At 71.4% G+C, this 16,043-nt stretch carries 15 protein-coding genes; 9 read left to right on the top strand and 6 right to left on the bottom strand.

The features are described 5' to 3' along the window. A complete protein-coding gene (gene mtrA / locus MRBLWS13_RS18665; RefSeq protein ID WP_308868351.1) occupies positions 1–681 on the bottom strand; it encodes an MtrAB system response regulator MtrA in 681 nt (226 codons plus the stop codon). A 222-nt stretch (positions 682–903) separates the two neighbouring features. Between mtrA and MRBLWS13_RS18660 the strand changes: the two genes are divergently transcribed. The 6 genes from MRBLWS13_RS18660 (at position 904) to aqpZ (ending at position 7,716) form a co-directional block, all read left to right on the top strand. Continuing rightward, entirely contained in the window at positions 904–2,400 is a 1,497-nt protein-coding gene (locus MRBLWS13_RS18660) for a glycerophosphoryl diester phosphodiesterase membrane domain-containing protein (RefSeq protein ID WP_349426809.1), read from the top strand. Continuing rightward, positions 2,391–3,077 (top strand): DUF4129 domain-containing protein, encoded by a 687-nt coding sequence (locus MRBLWS13_RS18655; RefSeq protein WP_349426808.1) that lies wholly within the window; start codon positions 2,391–2,393, stop codon positions 3,075–3,077. Before MRBLWS13_RS18660 ends, MRBLWS13_RS18655 begins: the two co-directional genes overlap by 10 nt. Continuing rightward, entirely contained in the window at positions 3,074–4,273 is a 1,200-nt protein-coding gene (locus tag MRBLWS13_RS18650) for a DUF4350 domain-containing protein (RefSeq protein ID WP_349426807.1), read from the top strand. The genes MRBLWS13_RS18655 and MRBLWS13_RS18650 overlap by 4 nt, the downstream gene beginning before the upstream one ends. A gap of 89 nt (positions 4,274–4,362) precedes the next feature. Next, the gene (locus tag MRBLWS13_RS18645) at positions 4,363–5,292 is read left to right on the top strand and encodes a MoxR family ATPase (RefSeq protein ID WP_349429105.1); all 930 of its coding nucleotides are present in this window, start codon (positions 4,363–4,365) and stop codon (positions 5,290–5,292) included. Between the two features lie 63 nt (positions 5,293–5,355). After that, a complete protein-coding gene (locus MRBLWS13_RS18640; RefSeq protein ID WP_349426806.1) occupies positions 5,356–6,657 on the top strand; it encodes a DUF58 domain-containing protein in 1,302 nt (433 codons plus the stop codon). Positions 6,658–6,918: 261 nt separating this feature from the next. After that, positions 6,919–7,716: an aquaporin Z gene (gene aqpZ, locus MRBLWS13_RS18635; protein ID WP_349426805.1), complete on the top strand. Its 798-nt coding sequence runs from the start codon at positions 6,919–6,921 to the stop codon at positions 7,714–7,716. A gap of 70 nt (positions 7,717–7,786) precedes the next feature. Here aqpZ and katG read toward each other — a convergent pair whose 3' ends face one another. From katG to MRBLWS13_RS18620, 3 genes are all read right to left on the bottom strand, one after another. Next, the gene (gene katG, locus MRBLWS13_RS18630; RefSeq protein ID WP_349426804.1) at positions 7,787–10,096 is read right to left on the bottom strand and encodes a catalase/peroxidase HPI; all 2,310 of its coding nucleotides are present in this window, start codon (positions 10,094–10,096) and stop codon (positions 7,787–7,789) included. A 47-nt stretch (positions 10,097–10,143) separates the two neighbouring features. Beyond that, positions 10,144–10,626, bottom strand: coding sequence for a Fur family transcriptional regulator (locus MRBLWS13_RS18625; RefSeq protein WP_349426803.1), 483 nt, complete (start codon positions 10,624–10,626; stop codon positions 10,144–10,146). A gap of 169 nt (positions 10,627–10,795) precedes the next feature. Next, complete coding sequence (locus tag MRBLWS13_RS18620; protein ID WP_349426802.1) at positions 10,796–11,791, bottom strand: stage II sporulation protein M; 996 nt, start codon at positions 11,789–11,791, stop codon at positions 10,796–10,798. A 16-nt stretch (positions 11,792–11,807) separates the two neighbouring features. Between MRBLWS13_RS18620 and MRBLWS13_RS18615 the strand changes: the two genes are divergently transcribed. Beyond that, positions 11,808–12,617 (top strand): RDD family protein, encoded by an 810-nt coding sequence (locus MRBLWS13_RS18615; RefSeq protein WP_349426801.1) that lies wholly within the window; start codon positions 11,808–11,810, stop codon positions 12,615–12,617. Between the two features lie 16 nt (positions 12,618–12,633). Here MRBLWS13_RS18615 and ahcY read toward each other — a convergent pair whose 3' ends face one another. Further along, complete coding sequence (ahcY, locus tag MRBLWS13_RS18610; protein ID WP_349426800.1) at positions 12,634–14,133, bottom strand: adenosylhomocysteinase; 1,500 nt, start codon at positions 14,131–14,133, stop codon at positions 12,634–12,636. Positions 14,134–14,383: 250 nt separating this feature from the next. Between ahcY and MRBLWS13_RS18605 the strand changes: the two genes are divergently transcribed. Further along, positions 14,384–15,166, top strand: a complete 783-nt coding sequence (locus MRBLWS13_RS18605) for a class I SAM-dependent methyltransferase (RefSeq protein WP_349426799.1) — start codon at positions 14,384–14,386, stop codon at positions 15,164–15,166. A 16-nt stretch (positions 15,167–15,182) separates the two neighbouring features. Here MRBLWS13_RS18605 and MRBLWS13_RS18600 read toward each other — a convergent pair whose 3' ends face one another. After that, on the bottom strand, positions 15,183–15,389 hold the full coding sequence (locus MRBLWS13_RS18600; RefSeq protein ID WP_163616793.1) for a DUF3499 family protein: 207 nt from the start codon (positions 15,387–15,389) through the stop codon (positions 15,183–15,185). Between the two features lie 140 nt (positions 15,390–15,529). Here MRBLWS13_RS18600 and MRBLWS13_RS18595 point away from each other — a divergent pair, with 140 nt between their 5' ends. Further along, a complete protein-coding gene (locus tag MRBLWS13_RS18595; protein ID WP_308868331.1) occupies positions 15,530–15,970 on the top strand; it encodes a metallopeptidase family protein in 441 nt (146 codons plus the stop codon). Positions 15,971–16,043 lie beyond the last annotated feature (73 nt).

The raw sequence follows: 16,043 nt of genomic DNA, 5'->3' as shown, positions 1-16,043 counted from the left end.
TCAGACCACGGCGCCGGCGCGGTATCCGACGCCGCGCACCGTCGTGACGATCTTGGGGTTGTCGGGATCTTTCTCGACCTTCGCCCGCAGCCGCTGCACATGCACGTTCACCAGGCGGGTGTCGGCCTTGTAGTGGTAGCCCCAGACCTGCTCGAGCAGCATCTCGCGGGAGAACACCTGCTGAGGCTTGGATGCCAGCGCGACCAGCAGCTCGAACTCGAGAGGCGTGAGTGCGATCGGCCCGTCGCCGCGGCGCACCTCGTGCGCGGCGACGTCGACGGTCAGGTCGCCGATGCGCAGCGAGTCGTTCGCCTGCTGGCTCGCCGGGCGCAGACGCGTGCGGATGCGGGCGACCAGCTCCTTCGGGTTGAAAGGCTTGACGATGTAGTCGTCGGCTCCCGACTCGAGTCCCTTGACGACGTCGGCCGTGTCGGTGCGGGCGGTGAGCATGATGATCGGGATGCCGGACTCGGCGCGGATGCGGGTGCAGATCTCGATGCCGTCCATGCCGGGAAGCATCAGGTCGAGCAGGATGAGGTCGGGGCGCTCGGTGCGCCAGACGTCGACGGCTTCGGCGCCGTCGGCGCAGAACACCGTCTCGAAACCCTCCGTGCGCAGCACGATGCCGATCATCTCGGCGAGGGCGGTGTCATCGTCGACCACCAGGATGCGTGAAGTCATCGCGCGCGTTCGTTCCTTCTCTCCAGGCACAGACGGCACGCGCCGTCCCCATGCGCTTCACACAGAGTAGTCGACACGGCCTGTGGAGCGGCCGAGCCTCGCCCGAGCAGGCGCCGGGAGCCACCCGAGCGCGGCGGGTGCGGCATCCGGTCGATGTGGAACGATAGGGATCAGCCGACCCGCGCCGTCACCGACGCCTCGGCGCCGACGGAAGGGGAAACCGTGACCGCGTACCCGGCTTGGACGCCGGCGTCCCGCCCCGGGATCATCCCGCTGCATCCGCTGTCGTTCGGCACGATCCTGGGCCGCTCCTTCGCGGCGCTGCGCCAGAACCCGCGCGTGCTCCTGGGCTTCGCCCTGGTGGTGCAGACGCTGGCGTACGTCGTCGTGCTCGCCGGCGTGCTCGGTGTCATGTGGGCCACGTTCTCGCGCCTGAACACCCTGCAGCCCGGCAGCGACGAGTACGAGACGGTCATGGCCGGTTCGATCGCTCTGACCGCCGTGGCGGGCATCGTGCTGTCGCTGGCCGCCGGCGCCCTGAGCGTGATCGTGCAGGGCATCGTCGTCGTGGAGGTGACGCACGCGGCCGTCGCCGAGAAGCTCACCCTGGGCGCGCTGTGGCGGCAGGTCAAGCCGATCGCCTGGCGGCTGATCGGCTACTCGCTGTTGGTGGTCCTCGCGGTGGCGGCGCTCGTCACCGTCGTCGTCCTGGCGATCGTCGGCATCGCCATCGCCGCACCCCCGGCGGCCATCGCCCTCACGATCGTGGTCATCCTCGCGGCGATCCCGCTGACGTGGTGGCTGATGATCAAGCTGCTGCTCGTGCCCGCGGCGATCATCGTCGAGCACGCGACCATTCTGCAGGCGCTGTCGCGCTCGTGGACGCTCACGCGCGGCCGCTTCTGGCCGGCCCTCGGCGTCATCATCGTGATCAGCGTCATCTTCGCGGCCGTGGCGCAGGTGGTGAGCCTGCCGATGAGCTTCCTGTCGATGGGGCTGACGACGATCATCGCACCGACCGGCGCCGCCGAGCCGACGGCCATCATCGGCTTCATCGCGGCGGCCCTGCTCACGCAGGTTCTCACGCTTCTGCTGCAGGCGGTCGCGGTCGTCGTGCAGTCCACCGCCACGGCGCTCATCTACATCGACTGCCGCATGCGCCGCGAAGGGCTCGACCTCGACCTGCTGGCGTACGTCGAGCGACGGGACTCCGGAGCCGCCGACCTGCCCGATCCGTACCGCGAGCACGTCGGACGCGCGATCGCGCCGCGTGGCGTGCCGGGCGCGTTCCCGGGTCAGGGCTACCCGGCGTACCGGCCGGGGTACGCTCCTGCGGGTTACGCCGCCCCGGGGCAGCAGCCCGTCTACGGAGCGCAACCGGGCTACGGAGCGCCGCCCGCGTACGGTGCCCCGCCTGCGTATGGTGCGCCGCCCGCATACGGCGCACCACCGCAGTACGGGGCTCCGCCCGCCTACGGCGCGCAGCCCGCGTACGGCGCACCGCCCGCGTACCCCGCCCAGGCGACGGCGGCCCCGCAGCCTCCGTATCCGCCGGCGGCGAACCCGGCTCCCGCGGCGCCGGCTGCTCCCCCTGCCTCGGAGGTCTCGGCCCCGGACACTCCGGCGGATGTCGCACCCGAGGATGCCAGTTCGGCGACGGCCTGGACGGCGCCGGGCGCCGCGTCCGACGGCACCGACCGCGACTCGCCGTGGGCCTGACCTCCGCTCTGGTGCAGGCGTTCGCGCGTGCCGCCGACGCCGTGCCGCCGCTCACCCCCGACGGTGACGAGGCGCGGCGCTGGGCCGAGGAGGAGCTGTCCGACCCGGCCTACGACATCGCCGAGCCCACTCCGTTCGATCGCATCGCGCGGGCGATCGGCGACTTCATCGCGTCGCTGCTGAATCCCGACCTCTCCGGCGGCTGGGGATCGACCTTCGCGCTGGTCGCCGCCATCGTCGTCGTCGTGATCATCGTCGCCGCCTTCCTCGTGTGGGGCGTGCCGCGCGCCACCCGCCGCGCGGCAGCTCGCCCACCGCTGCTCTTCGGTGAGACGGAGCACCGCTCGGCCGCCGAGCTGCGCGCCGCCGCCGCCGAGCGCGCGCGGGCGGCCGACTGGGAGGCCGCGATCGTGCTGCGCTTCCGGGCGCTCGCCCGCGGCTGCCTCGAACGCGGCGTGGTCGACCCGCCGCCGGGCGCGACGGTGCACGCCTTCGCGCGGGCCGCCGCCCGCGCCTTCCCCGCACTCGCGTCGCGGCTGGAGGACGCCGCGACGGCGTTCGACGACGTCCGCTACCTGAGGCGTCCCGGCACGGCGGAGCTCTATCGCCTCGTCGCCTCGGTCGACGACGCGGTCGTGTCGGCGCGACCGGCGGTGCGCGAGGAGGTGCCGGCATGACGGCGACGGCCACTCCCCCGCGGCAGGACGCCGCCACCATCCACGCAGCCACCGGACGACGCCGCCGCATCGCGGCGTGGATCGCCATCGGACTCGCGCTGCTCGTCGTCGGAGGGATCGGCGGCGCCGTGTCGGCTGCGAACCAGTGGGCTCAGCGCGGCGCACTCGACCCCGACTCCACGGGACCCGCGGGAACGCGCGCGATCGCCGAGATCCTGCGCGAGCACGGCGTCGACGTGGTCGTCGTGCGGGATCGCGCGGCGGCGTCGGAAGCCCTCGCGGCCGTGGAGGCGACCCTCGTGATGCCCGATGCGCCGGCGCTGTCCGACGGCGTCGTGACCGCTCTCGCCGAAGCCGCCGATGACGTCGTGCTCATCGAGCCACGTTCTCGGACGCTCGATCTGCTGGTCGCCGGGTCGGCGCCGGCCGGCGTCGCACCCGACGAGCGCGTCGAGCCCGACTGCCGACTCGAGGATGCCGTCCGCGCCGGCGCCGTCGCCCCCGGCGCGGTTTACCGCGCGGGTGACGACACGTCCGCCTGCTACCCGGCGGCCGACGGTTTCGGACTGGTCGTCCACACCACCGACGCCGGCCGCGTCGCCGCGGTCGACGGCCGGGCACTCTTCACGAACGAGCACCTCGCCGACAACGGCAACGCGGCGCTGGCGGTGAACCTCATGGGGCGGCATCCGCTCGTCGTCTGGTACATGCCTGGCGCGGGCGACACCGACCTCGCCGACGCCGACCCGTCGCTGGGCGAACTCACGCCCCCGTGGGTGAGTCCCGTGATCGTGCTGCTGCTGGTCGCGGGGGTCGCCGCCGGCATCTGGCGCGGCCGCCGGTTCGGCCCGCTCGTCGCCGAGCGGCTTCCGGTGACCGTCCGGGCGTCCGAGACGACGGAGGGACGGGCGCGCCTGTACGCGCGCGCGGGCGATCCGCTCCACGCCGCGGACCGGCTGCGGATCGGCGCGCTGCGTCGGCTGGCGACCCTGCTCGGCCTCGCCGCGAACGCCGCCGCCCCCGAGATCGCCGACGCCGCGGCCGGCCGCACCGGCCTCGACCGCCGCGCGGTGCGCGGCATCCTGCTCGACGAGATCCCGCGCAGCGACGCCGAGCTCGTCGCCCTGAGCACACGCCTGAGAGACCTGGAGGACGCCGTGCGCGCGGCCGTCCGCCCCGAGAGGAGCCCCCGATGACGGATTCGCCCGTGGCGCCGAGTGCGACCGCGTCCGACGCGGTCGACCGCCCGACCGCACCCCCCGACGACGCCGCCCTGCGCGAAGCGATGAATCGCGTGCGCCTCGAAGTCGGCAAGGCCGTCATCGGCCAGGACGGCACCGTGACAGGCCTGCTGATCGCCCTGCTGGCACGCGGGCACGTGCTGCTCGAAGGCGTTCCGGGCGTCGCGAAGACGCTGCTCGTGCGGTCGTTCTCGACGGCGCTCGGCCTCGACACCACCCGCATCCAGTTCACCCCCGACCTCATGCCGGGCGACGTGTCGGGCTCGCTGGTCTACGACGCGAAGACCGGGGAGTTCGAGTTCCGCGAGGGACCCGTGTTCACGAACGTGGTCCTCGCCGACGAGATCAACCGCACACCGCCCAAGACGCAGGCGGCGCTGCTCGAGGCGATGGAGGAGCGCCAGGTCTCGACCGACGGTGTGACGCGGTCGCTTCCCGACCCGTTCCTCGTGGCCGCGACGCAGAACCCCATCGAGCACGAGGGCACCTACACGCTGCCCGAGGCGCAGCTGGACCGATTCCTGCTCAAGCTCATCGTCGACGTACCGGCTCGGGATGCCGAACTCGCGGTGCTGCGCCGCCATGCGAGCGGCTTCGACCCCCGCGATCTCGCGGGTGCAGGCCTGCGCCGCGCCGCCACCGCCGAGGAGATCCGCGCGGCGCAGCGGGCCGCGGCATCCGTCACCGTCTCGGACGACGTGCTCGGCTACATCGTCGACCTCGCACAGGCCACGCGCAGCAGTCCGTCGGTGCAGCTCGGCGTCAGTCCCCGCGCGGCGACCGCCCTGCTGGCGGCGTCGAAGGCGTGGGCGTGGCTGGGCGCGTACCCCGCGATCACGCCGGACCACGTGCAGACGATGCTGCTGCCGACGTGGCGGCACCGGATCCGCCTGCGCCCCGACGCCGAGCTCGAGGGCGTGTCGGTCGACGCCGTGCTCGGGTCGGTGCTGCAGCAGACCCGCGTCCCGATCTAGGAGCCGGTCGTTGAGCGAGCGAGGAACGAGCGAGACGAAACGCGCCGAACGGAACGACGCCTGATGTACGTGACCGGCCGCCTGCCGCTGCTCCTCGCCGTCGGAGCGGCGCCCGTCGTGCTGCTCTCGGCGGCGGGCGTAGACCCGTGGCTCGCAGCGGCGGCGTGGATCCTGCTGTGCCTGATCGCGGCGCTCGCCGACGCGGCGGCGGCGCCCGATCCGCGCCGGATGACGGTGCTGCGGCGCCTTCCGAGCCGCGTACTGCTCGGACAGGCGGTGCAGGCCGAGCTCGTGCTGCGCAACACCGGCGACCGCACCGTCCGCGGACGCGTGCGCGATGCCTGGCAGCCCACTGCCGGCGCGCCGGTAGCGCGCCCGGTCATCGACATCCCGCCCGGCGAGTCCCGGGCGATCGGCATCCCGCTCCTCCCCCGTCGACGCGGCGAGCTGCGATCGCGATTCGTCGTGGTGCGATCCGACGGGCCGCTGCGCCTCGCCGGACGCCAGGCGCGCCTCGACGAGCCGGGCACGCTGCGGGTGCTGCCGCCGTTCACGGCGCGACGGCACCTCCCCTCGCGGCTGGCGCGGCTGCGCGAGCTCGACGGCAACACGAGCGTGCAGGTGCGCGGCCAGGGCACCGAGTTCGACAGCCTGCGGGAGTACGTGCGCGGCGACGACGTGCGCGCCATCGACTGGCGCGCGACAGCGCGATCGAGCACGACGATGCTGCGCACCTGGCGCCCGGAGCGCGACCGGCACGTCGTGATCGTGATCGACACCGGACGCACGGCGGCGGCACGCGTCGGCGACGGCGTCCGGATGGATGCCGCGATGGAGGCCGCGCTGCTGCTCGCCGCCCTCGCGACCCGGGCCGGCGACCACGTGCACCTGCTGATGTTCGACCGCACGATCCGCGCCCGCGTCACCCGTGTCGACGGCCCGGGACTCCTGCCGGCGATGGTGGACGCCATGGCGCCCGTCGAGCCGCAGCTCATCGACACCGACTGGGATGCCGCGTTCGCCCAGGTGCGCACGCTCACGTCCCGCCCGTCGCTGGTCGTCCTCCTGACCGCGCAGGACGCCCCGGAGGCCGCGCGCGGGTTCCTGGGATCGCTGCCCGCGCTCTCCCGAGCCGCCCACGTGCTGGTCGGGGCGGTGACCGACGAGCAGGAGCCCCTGCCCGAGCGCCCCGACGCCGCCGACGTATACCGCGCCGCCGCCATCGAGCGCAGCACGCACGACGCCGCCGTCGTGGCAGCGGCGATCGGCCGCGCGGGAGGCGAGGCGATCGCCGCCACCCCGGAGGACCTGCCGCCGCGCATCGCCGACCGCTATCTCGCGCTCAAAGCCGCCGGGCGGCTCTGACGGCGCAACACGCGGGGTCTCGGCATCCGATCCTCTCTCACTGGTTTGGGGCGCGCCGCGCACGTTCGGGGCGCGCGGCGCACGCCCCGAACGCCGCTCGCGCGCCCCAAACGCGGGAGGACGCCGAAACGGCCGGCGACGAATGCCTGAACACGAAGGGAAACCTCGCGAGATCACGCGTCACACTCAGACACTCCGTGCCCGGTTCCTGGGAATCCGCTGGGCGTAGCGCTAGCCTCACGACGAGGAAAGGAGTCCGCCATGTCGGATACCACCATCCCGCCCACCACGGTGAACAGGCTCGTCGCGGAGGCTCTGGGAACGTTTCTGCTCGTCTTCGGCGGCGTGGGCACGGCGCTCTTCGCCGCCAACTTCCCGGCAGATGCGGAGAGCAACCCACTGGGCGTCGGGTTCGTCGGCGTCGCCTTCGCCTTCGGTCTCACGGTCGTCGTGGGCGCCTACGCGTGGGGTCCCATCTCGGGCGGCCACTTCAACCCGGCGATCACGCTCGGCCTCGCCGCCGCCGGTCGCTTCGAGTGGAAGAACACGATCGGCTACATCATCGCCCAGCTGATCGGCGGCGCCCTCGGCACGACGCTCATCGTGCTGATCGGCATCTTCGGCACCGACAACTGGCTCGCGAACGCCCAGGACAGCGGCTTCGCGTCCAACGGCTTCGGCACGGGCGACTTCGGCTCGCCGGGCGGCTTCGGGCTCGGCGCCGCGATCATCGCAGAGATCCTCCTCACGGCGGTCTTCGTGCTGATCATCCTCGGTGTGACGCACTCGACCCGCGGCACGGCGGCGCTCGCGCCGCTCGCCATCGGCCTCACACTGACCCTCATCCACCTGATCTCGATCCCGATCGACAACACCTCGGTGAACCCGGCCCGATCGATCGCCGCGGCGATCTACGGCGGCCCCGAGCCCCTGGCGCAGCTGTGGGTGTTCATCGTCTTCCCGATCGTCGGCGGTCTGCTCGCCGGCGTCCTGCACCGCGCGCTCTTCGAGCCCAAGGGCACGCTGCCGCCGGTCCAGGCGGAGGCGCGCCTCAAGTAGGACTCGCAAGCATCACGACAGAGCGGCCCGCCCCGATCGGGGGCGGGCCGCTCTCTCGTGCGTCGCGAGGTCAGACGAGGTCGAACCTGTCGAGCTCGGTGACCTTGCCCCACGCCTTGACGAAGTCCCGCACGAACTTCTCATTCGCGTCATCCGAGGCGTACACCTCGGCGACGGCCCGGAGCTCGGAGTTCGAGGCGAACAGCAGGTCGACGCGGGTGCCGATGCCGACCGGCTCGCCCGAACCGTCCTTCGCGCCCGAGAAGGCGTGCGAGCCCGGGTCGAGCGGCTTCCAGGTCGTGCCGAGGTCGAGCAGGTTCACGAAGAAGTCGTTCGTGAGCACGCCCTTGCGGTCGGTGAAGACGCCATAGTCCGAGCCGTCCCAGTTCGCACCGAGCACGCGCAGACCGCCCACGAGGACCGTCAGCTCGGGAGCGCTCAGCGTGAGCAGGTTCGCCCGGTCGACGAGGTGGTGCTCCTCGGGCATGAAAGCCCGCGGCCCGTAGTAGTTGCGGAATCCGTCGGTGATCGGCTCGAGGAACGCGAACGACTGCGCGTCGGTCCGCTCCTGCGTGGCATCGGTGCGGCCCGGGTGGAAGACCACCTCGGCGTCGACCCCCGCGTCCTCGGCCGCCTTCTCGACCGCCGCGTTGCCGGCGAGCACGATCAGGTCGGCCAGCGACACCTGCTTGCCGTCGGTGCGGCCGTCGTTGAACGAGGCCTGGATCTGCTCGAGCTTCGCGAGCACCGTGGCGAGCTGGGCGGGCTTGTTGACCTCCCAGTCCTTCTGCGGGGCGAGGCGGATGCGGGCGCCGTTGACGCCGCCGCGCTTGTCGCTGCCGCGGAACGAGGATGCCGCCGCCCACGTCGTCTCGACGAGCTCCGAGACCGTGAGGCCGGCGTCGAGGATCTGGGCCTTGAGCGCCGCAGCGTCTGCCGCGTCGATGAGCTCGTGGTCGACGGCCGGGACGCGGTCCTGCCACAGCAGCTCCTCGGCCGGGACCTCGGGGCCGAGGTAGCGGTCGATCGGGCCCATGTCGCGGTGCGTGAGCTTGAACCACGCCCGTGCGAACGCGTCGGCGAATGCCTCGGGGTCGTCCTTGAAGCGGCGCGAGATGGCGTCGTACGCCGGGTCGGTGCGCAGGGCCAGGTCGCTGGTCAGCATGCGGGGTTCACGGCGCCCGTTCGAATGCGCCAGCGGCACCATGTCGGCGCCGCCGCCGTTGATCGGACGCCACTGGTGGCCGCCGCCCGGGCTGCGCATGAGCTCCCACTCGTAGGCGTAGAGGATGTGGAAGAACTCGTTGTCCCAGCGGGTGGGGTGGTAGGTCCACGTGACCTCGAGGCCGGAGGTGATGGTGTCGTCGCTGTGCCCGGTGCCGTGGTTGTTCTTCCAGCCGAGGCCCTGCTGCTCGAGGCCGGCAGCCTCGGGGTTGTCCTCGATATTGGTGTCGGGCGCGGCGCCGTGCGTCTTGCCGAACGTGTGGCCACCGGCGATCAGTGCGACGGTCTCCTCGTCGTCCATCGCCATGCGGCCGAAGGTCTCGCGGATGTCGCGGGCCGAGGCCAGCGGGTCGGGGTTGCCGTTGGGACCCTCGGGGTTGACGTAGATGAGACCCATCTGCACGGCCGCGAGAGGCTTCTCGAGTTCGCGGTCGCCCGAGTATCGCTCGTCGTCCAGCCAGGTGGTCTCGGGGCCCCAGTAGACGTCGGCGTCGGGCTCCCACACGTCGGGGCGGCCGCCGGCGTAGCCGAACGTCGTGAAGCCCATCGACTCGAGCGCCACGTTGCCCGCGAGGATCATCAGGTCGGCCCACGAGAGCGACTGGCCGTACTTCTTCTTGACCGGCCAGAGCAGGCGGCGAGCCTTGTCGAGGTTGACGTTGTCGGGCCAGCTGTTCAGCGGCGCGAAGCGCTGCTGACCGGCGCCACCACCACCGCGGCCGTCGGTCACGCGGTAGGTGCCGGCGCTGTGCCACGCCATGCGGATCATCAGCGGACCGTAGTTGCCGAAGTCGGCGGGCCACCAGTCCTGCGACGTCATGAGGGTCTCGGCGATGTCGGCCTTGACCGCGGCGAGGTCGAGCGACTCGAACGCCGCCTTGTAGTCGAAGTCCTCGCCGAGCGGGTTGGCGACGGCCGGGTTCTTCGCGAGGATCTTGAGGTTCAGCTGGTTGGGCCACCACACGCTGTTGGCGTTGCCGGTGGTCGGGTGCGGCTGACCACCGTGGATCACCGGGCAGCCCTCGGACTCGTTCGGACGCGGGCGGCTCTCGCCGTCCTCACGCTCGTCGAGCGGCGTGTCGATCGGGGTGACCGCCTGGTCGGCGTCGGTGGGGTTCTCGCCGATCTCCGGGATCGTGTCGTTGGTATCGGTCATGAGCTTCCTTCCAATCGGGATGGGCTATCAGAGGGTCGGACAGGATGTCAGGAGCGCGCGGTGGCGACCGGCTCGGCGACGCTCGCCTCGGCCGTCGCACAGGCGGGGCACACACCCCAGAAGGTGACCTCGGCCGCCTGCAGCGCGTAGCCGTGCGCGTCGGACGGCGTCAGGCAGGGCGCCTCGCCCACGATGCAGTCGACATCCTGCACGGCGCCGCATTCGGAACAGATGAGGTGGTGGTGGTTGTCGTCGACGCGCAGCTCGAACAGACCTGGCCGGCCCGCGGGCTCGATGCGGCGTGCGAGTCCGGCGTCGACGAAGTCGCCGAGCGCGTTGTACACCGACTGCAGGCTCGTCCCGGGAACCGTCCGCGCGACGATGCCGAACAGCTCGTCGGCGCTGGCGTGCGGGCGCTCGATGAGCGCCTCGACGACCGCGCGCCGGGAGTCGGTGACCCGCAGCCCTGCCGCCCGCAGGCGTGCCGCTGTGTCGACGGCGTGCGTGTCGACGGCGGTGTGCGGGCTCATGCCCTCAGCCTACCGTTGTTTTGATTGATTCAAAACAGTGCTATGCGCACGCGCCCTCTCCCTCCCCGCCCCCGAGTTCACTTGCGCTGAACGTACGCCGATCCCGGCGTGGAGCGTACGTTCAGCGCAAGTGAACGACGGGAGAAAGGCGGCGAAGACGCCGCGGGGGTCAGCCGGCGACGAGGGTGGGGGTGCCGGCCTCGTACTCGGTCAGATCGCCGCTCTCCCCCAGGCGGTGCGCGCGGCGTCCGACCACGAGCATGTAGACGAGGAACAGTCCGAGCGCTGCCGCGCCGATGCCGATCTTCACGGGCCACGGCCAGGGCTGCGCCGTAACGAAGCCCTCGATGATCCCCGAGAAGCCGAGGGCGATGACGAGGCCGATCGCGATCGTTGCCAGCGAGCGTCCAGCGGCGGCCAGCGACTCGCCGCGCGACCGCGGGCCGGGCGCGACCCAGGCCCAGAAGATCTGCAAGCCGGCCGCACCGGCCACGAAGATACAGGTGAGCTCGAGCATCCCGTGCGGGAGGATGTACAGCACGAACACGTCGCCGCGGTCGAACGCCGCCATGATCGCCGCCGCCGTGCCGACGCCGACGGCGTTCTGCACCAGCACCATGATCGGCCAGACCCCGGTGATGCCGAAGAGCACGCACTGGGCCGCGATCCAGGCGTTGTTGGTCCACACCGTGCCCGCGAACACCGCCGCCGGGTTCTCGCTGTAGTACTCGGTGAACTGGTTCTCGGCGTAGTGCTCGAGTTGCGCCTGGCTGCCGAGGCTGGCCACCAGAGCGGGGTCGCCCGACACCCACAGGGCCACGACGGTGACCACGGCCACGAAGCCCAGCGCGATGGCGAGCGTCGTCCAGCGGACCCGGTACAGGGCGGCGGGAAGCTGCAGCGCGAAGAACCGCGGGATCTGGCGCATGACGTTCTCGGGCGCACCCGTGAGCCGCAGCCGCGCGCGTCCGAGCATCGTCGAGATGTGATCGCCCTGGACGCTGCGTCCGGCGGACGTCTTCGCGTCGGCGAGATCGGCGGATGCCGCGCGGTACCGCGTCACGAGCTCGTCGACCTCCGCGCCGGAGAGGTGCCGCCGGCGGCTGAGTTCGTCGAGACGCGCCCACTCCTCGCGCCGAGCGGCCGTGAGCGCGTCGAGGTCCATGTGTTTCACTGTAGCCATGACCGCTGAGCGCCCCGCGATCGTCGACATCCATCAAGACGAGGTGCTCACCGGCGAGGCCGTCGCGCTGGACGTGCAGCCGCTCGGCTACTTCCTGCGAGCGCTCGGTGTGCTCATCGACATGCTGCTCGGCGTCGCCGTGCTGCTGCTGTTCGCGTGGGGGCTCAGCTGGCTGCTCGGCCTGGGGGCGATCGACCCGGCGGTGGTGCCTATCCTGACGATCGTCGTCCTCGTCCTCGTCATGATCGTGATCCCGACGGTGGTCGAGACGACCACCCGGGGCCGCAGCCTCGGACGCCTCGCGGTCGGCGGGCGGATCGTCCGCGCCGACGGTGGCGCCGCAGGCTTCCGGCACGCGTTCATCCGGGCGCTCGTCGGCGTCTTCGAGCTGTGGTTCACGGTCGGCGCCGTCGCGGCGCTGGTCGGAGCATTCACCCCCCGCTCGCAGCGGCTCGGCGACCTGCTCGCCGGCACCTACTCGGAGCGCACGCGCACCCCTCGTCTTCCCGACGTGCACCTCGGCATCCCACCGGTCCTGGCCGACTGGGCGGCGGTCGCCGACGTCGCACGCCTGCCGGAACGGCTGTCCCGACGCCTCGCGCAGTTCGCACGCTCGGCGGCCAACATGGAGCCGACGGCGCGTGCGCGGGTCGCGGCATCCCTCGCGCGGGAGACGGCCGTGCACGTCTCACCCGTGCCGGCCGTCGACCACGAGACGTTCCTCATCGGCGTCGCGGCAGTGCGGCGCGAGCGCGAGCTGCGCGCGCTGCGCCTGGAGACCGCCCGCGCCGACGCGGGTGGACGGTGAGACGACCGGGCCTGCCTCAGTAGCGGTAGTGGTCCAGCTTGTAGGGGCCCTCGACCGGCACGCCGATGTAGGCGGCCTGCTGGTCGCTGAGGGTCGTGAGCTGCACGCCCAGCGCGTCGAGGTGCAGGCGCGCGACCTTCTCGTCGAGGTGCTTGGGCAGCGTGTACACGGCGGTCGGGTACTCGTTGCGCTTCGTGAACAGCTCGATCTGCGCGAGCACCTGGTTCGTGAACGATGCGCTCATGACGAACGACGGATGCCCGGTGGCATTGCCCAGATTCAGCAGCCGGCCCTCGCTCAGCACGAGCACGCTGCGCCGGTTCGGAAGCCGCCATTCGTGCACCTGCGGCTTGATCTCGATCTTCTCGACCTCGGGCAGCGCCTCGAGGCCCGCCATGTCGATCTCGTTGTCGAAGTGCCCGACGTTGCCGACGATCGCCAGGTGCTTGAGCTTGAGGAGGTCCTCGGTGGTGACGACGTCCTTGTTGCCGGTGCCCGTGATCAGGATGTCGACCTGACCGGCGACGTCGGCGAGGCGCGCGACCTGGTAGCCGTCCATCGCTGCCTGCAGCGCGCAGATCGGGTCGACCTCGCTGACGATGACGCGGGCGCCCTGACCGCGCAGGGCCTCAGCGGCGCCCTTGCCGACGTCGCCGTAGCCGCAGACGAAGGCGACCTTGCCGCCCATCAGCACGTCGGTCGCGCGGTTGATGCCGTCCGGCAGCGAATGACGGATGCCGTACTTGTTGTCGAACTTCGACTTCGTGACCGAGTCGTTGACGTTGATGGCCGGGAAGAGCAGGTCGCCTGCCGCCGCCAGCTCGTACAGCCGGTGGACGCCCGTGGTCGTCTCCTCGGTGACGCCGAGCAGGTCCTCGGCCATCCGCGTGAAGCGCTGCGGGTCGCGCGTGAGGCTGGCGCGCAGCGTGTCGAGGATGATCCGGTACTCGGCGGAGTCGTCGGCCGCGGCATCCGGAACCGCTCCTGCCTTCTCGAACTCGACGCCCTTGTGCACGAGGAGCGTCGCGTCACCGCCGTCGTCGAGGATCATGTTCGGGCCGTCGAAGCCCTCGGCCGACCAGTCGAAGATGCGGTCGGCGAGGCGCCAGTACTCCTCGAGCGTCTCGCCCTTCCACGCGAAGACCGGGACGCCCGCCGGGGCGTCGACCGTGCCGCTCGGACCGACGACGACGGCCGCGGCGGCTTCGTCCTGCGTGGAGAAGATGTTGCAGCTCGCCCAGCGCACCTGCGCGCCCAGCGCGACGAGCGTCTCGATGAGCACCGCGGTCTGCACCGTCATGTGCAGCGAGCCCGCGATGCGCGCGTTCTTCAGCGGCTGCGTCGAGCCGAACTCCTCACGCAGCGCCATGAGGCCCGGCATCTCGTTCTCGGCGAGACGCAGCTGATGGCGGCCCGCTTCGGCCAGCGAGAGGTCGGCGACCTCGTACTCGAAGCCCTCGCGGGCCTTGGTGGCCGTGGAGTCGGCAGGCGTGGCGACAGGCGTGGAGGTCGGCATCCGCCCATTCTCCCACGCGGGGACCCGAGCCCGCGGCCTCCCCCGCACGTATGCTGGGCATCACCTCGAGCGACGGAGCAAAGAGTTGACCATGCCCTTGGCGTCACAACGAGCACCGCTGATGGACCAGAACGCTTTCTGGTTGCGGCCGACCTCGTACTGGCTGCCGGTCCAATTCCCGGTGAGTGCGTGGAACACGCACGCACCCTTCGCTGCGTGGCTCATCGACGTCCTGCGTCCGGCATCGGTGGTGGAACTCGGAACGCACACCGGATTCTCATGCTTCGCCTTCGCGGAGGCCGCCGCGCGTCTTGGTCACCCGATGGTCATCAGCGCACTCGACAGCTGGCAGGGGGACGACCACGCCGGGTTCTACGGTGAGGAGGTCCTGGAATCGGTTCGGCTGATCGCCGAGCGTGACTATCCGGGCTCGGTGAGGCTGGTGCGCGGGTGGTTCACCGAGTCTCGCCCCCTCTTCGAAGACGCCTCCGCGGACCTGCTCCACATCGACGGCCGGCACGGGTATGAGAACGCGGTCGAAGACTACGAGGAGTGGCGGAGCGTCGTTCGCGAAGGCGGTGTCATCCTGTTCCATGACATCGCGGAGCGAGACCGAGGATTCGGCGTCTGGCGGCTCTGGGAGCGACTCGAGAGGGAGCACCGGACGTTCGCCTTCCATCACGGCCACGGGCTCGGCGTGCTTTCGGTCGGCGACGTGAAGGTCGACGCACTTCAGCGCCTGTTCTCGGCGGACGACGCGACTGCCGACCGCATCCGCGACGACTTTGAGCGCCTCGGTGCGGAGGTCGAGATACGAAGCCGCCTTGCCCCGCTACCGGAGAAACTTCGTCACACGGAGCTTCATGCCTCTCAACTCGAGGACAAGGTCGCGTGGCTGGTACGAGAGGCAGAGGGCCTACGACAGGCCGTCTCCGAACGGGATCAGCGCATCAGTGAGCTGGAATCGAGTACGAGCTGGCGGGTGACCGCGGCATTGCGGGCGGTGGGCCGCGTGTTGCCCCACCGCGATTGATGACGTCTATGCCGGCTCAGGCGCGGAGGGTCTCGTGCCGCACGACCACCCAGCCCTTGGGTACCGACAGGCGGTCGGTGTGGATCGCGCACAGGTCGTGCGCGTGAGGATCGCCCCCGGCGCCGAGCGGACCGAGTGCCGCCATCTGGTCGCCGTAGTCGTAGGTGAGCGTCGACACCGCCTCACGGGCGCAGCCGACCTTGGAGCAGACTCTCTCGCGCATCGGGTCGACGCTACCGCGCCCCCGACCCATGCGGACGGATGCCGCGCCGCGGCGTCTCCGCCCCGTCAGCATCGGGCAGCGCGCAAGCCGCGACATCGTGGGAGAGGAGCCTGTCCCTCACCCCGCCCTAGGATGGGCATATGGCGTGGCGGCGTACCCGGACGAGCGAGCGCGCGCAGCCGCGCGCGTCTCGCCATGGCCGACACGGCCGCGAGGGCCGGAGCCCCGTGGTTCGTCCTCCCCTCCCGCCGCTGGACACCCGCGTCGACCGCTTCGACCTGTCCGTCGGCACCGCGGCGGAGTTCCTCCGCTCGGCCTGGCCCGAGCTCCGCGACGTGCGGTTCGAGGTCGCCGACATGCCGGCGGCGACCGATGACGACGGCATCCCTCGATGGACGGTGCTGCCCGACGCGGGCCGCATCATCCTGTATCGCCTGCCGATCGAGCGGCTCAGCCATCTGCACCGCGACGACGAGCTGCATCGACGCATGCTCGTCGAGGGCGCCGTCTTCCGGGCCGCGGCGGAGTATCTGGACCGCGACCCGTGGGACCTCGGCCCGGAGCGCTTCCGCTACTTCTGACGCGGCTCGGATCAATGCGAGCGCCAGCGAGCGTTGACGCGAGCCGCGTCGAGGTTGAGCGGGCGAAGCGAGT

The sequence above is a fragment of the Microbacterium sp. LWS13-1.2 genome (assembly GCF_040144835.1).
GTDB lineage: Bacteria > Actinomycetota > Actinomycetes > Actinomycetales > Microbacteriaceae > Microbacterium.
The sequence above is the reverse complement of the archived record's forward strand: the minus strand, read 5'-3'. Positions and strand labels throughout refer to the sequence as shown.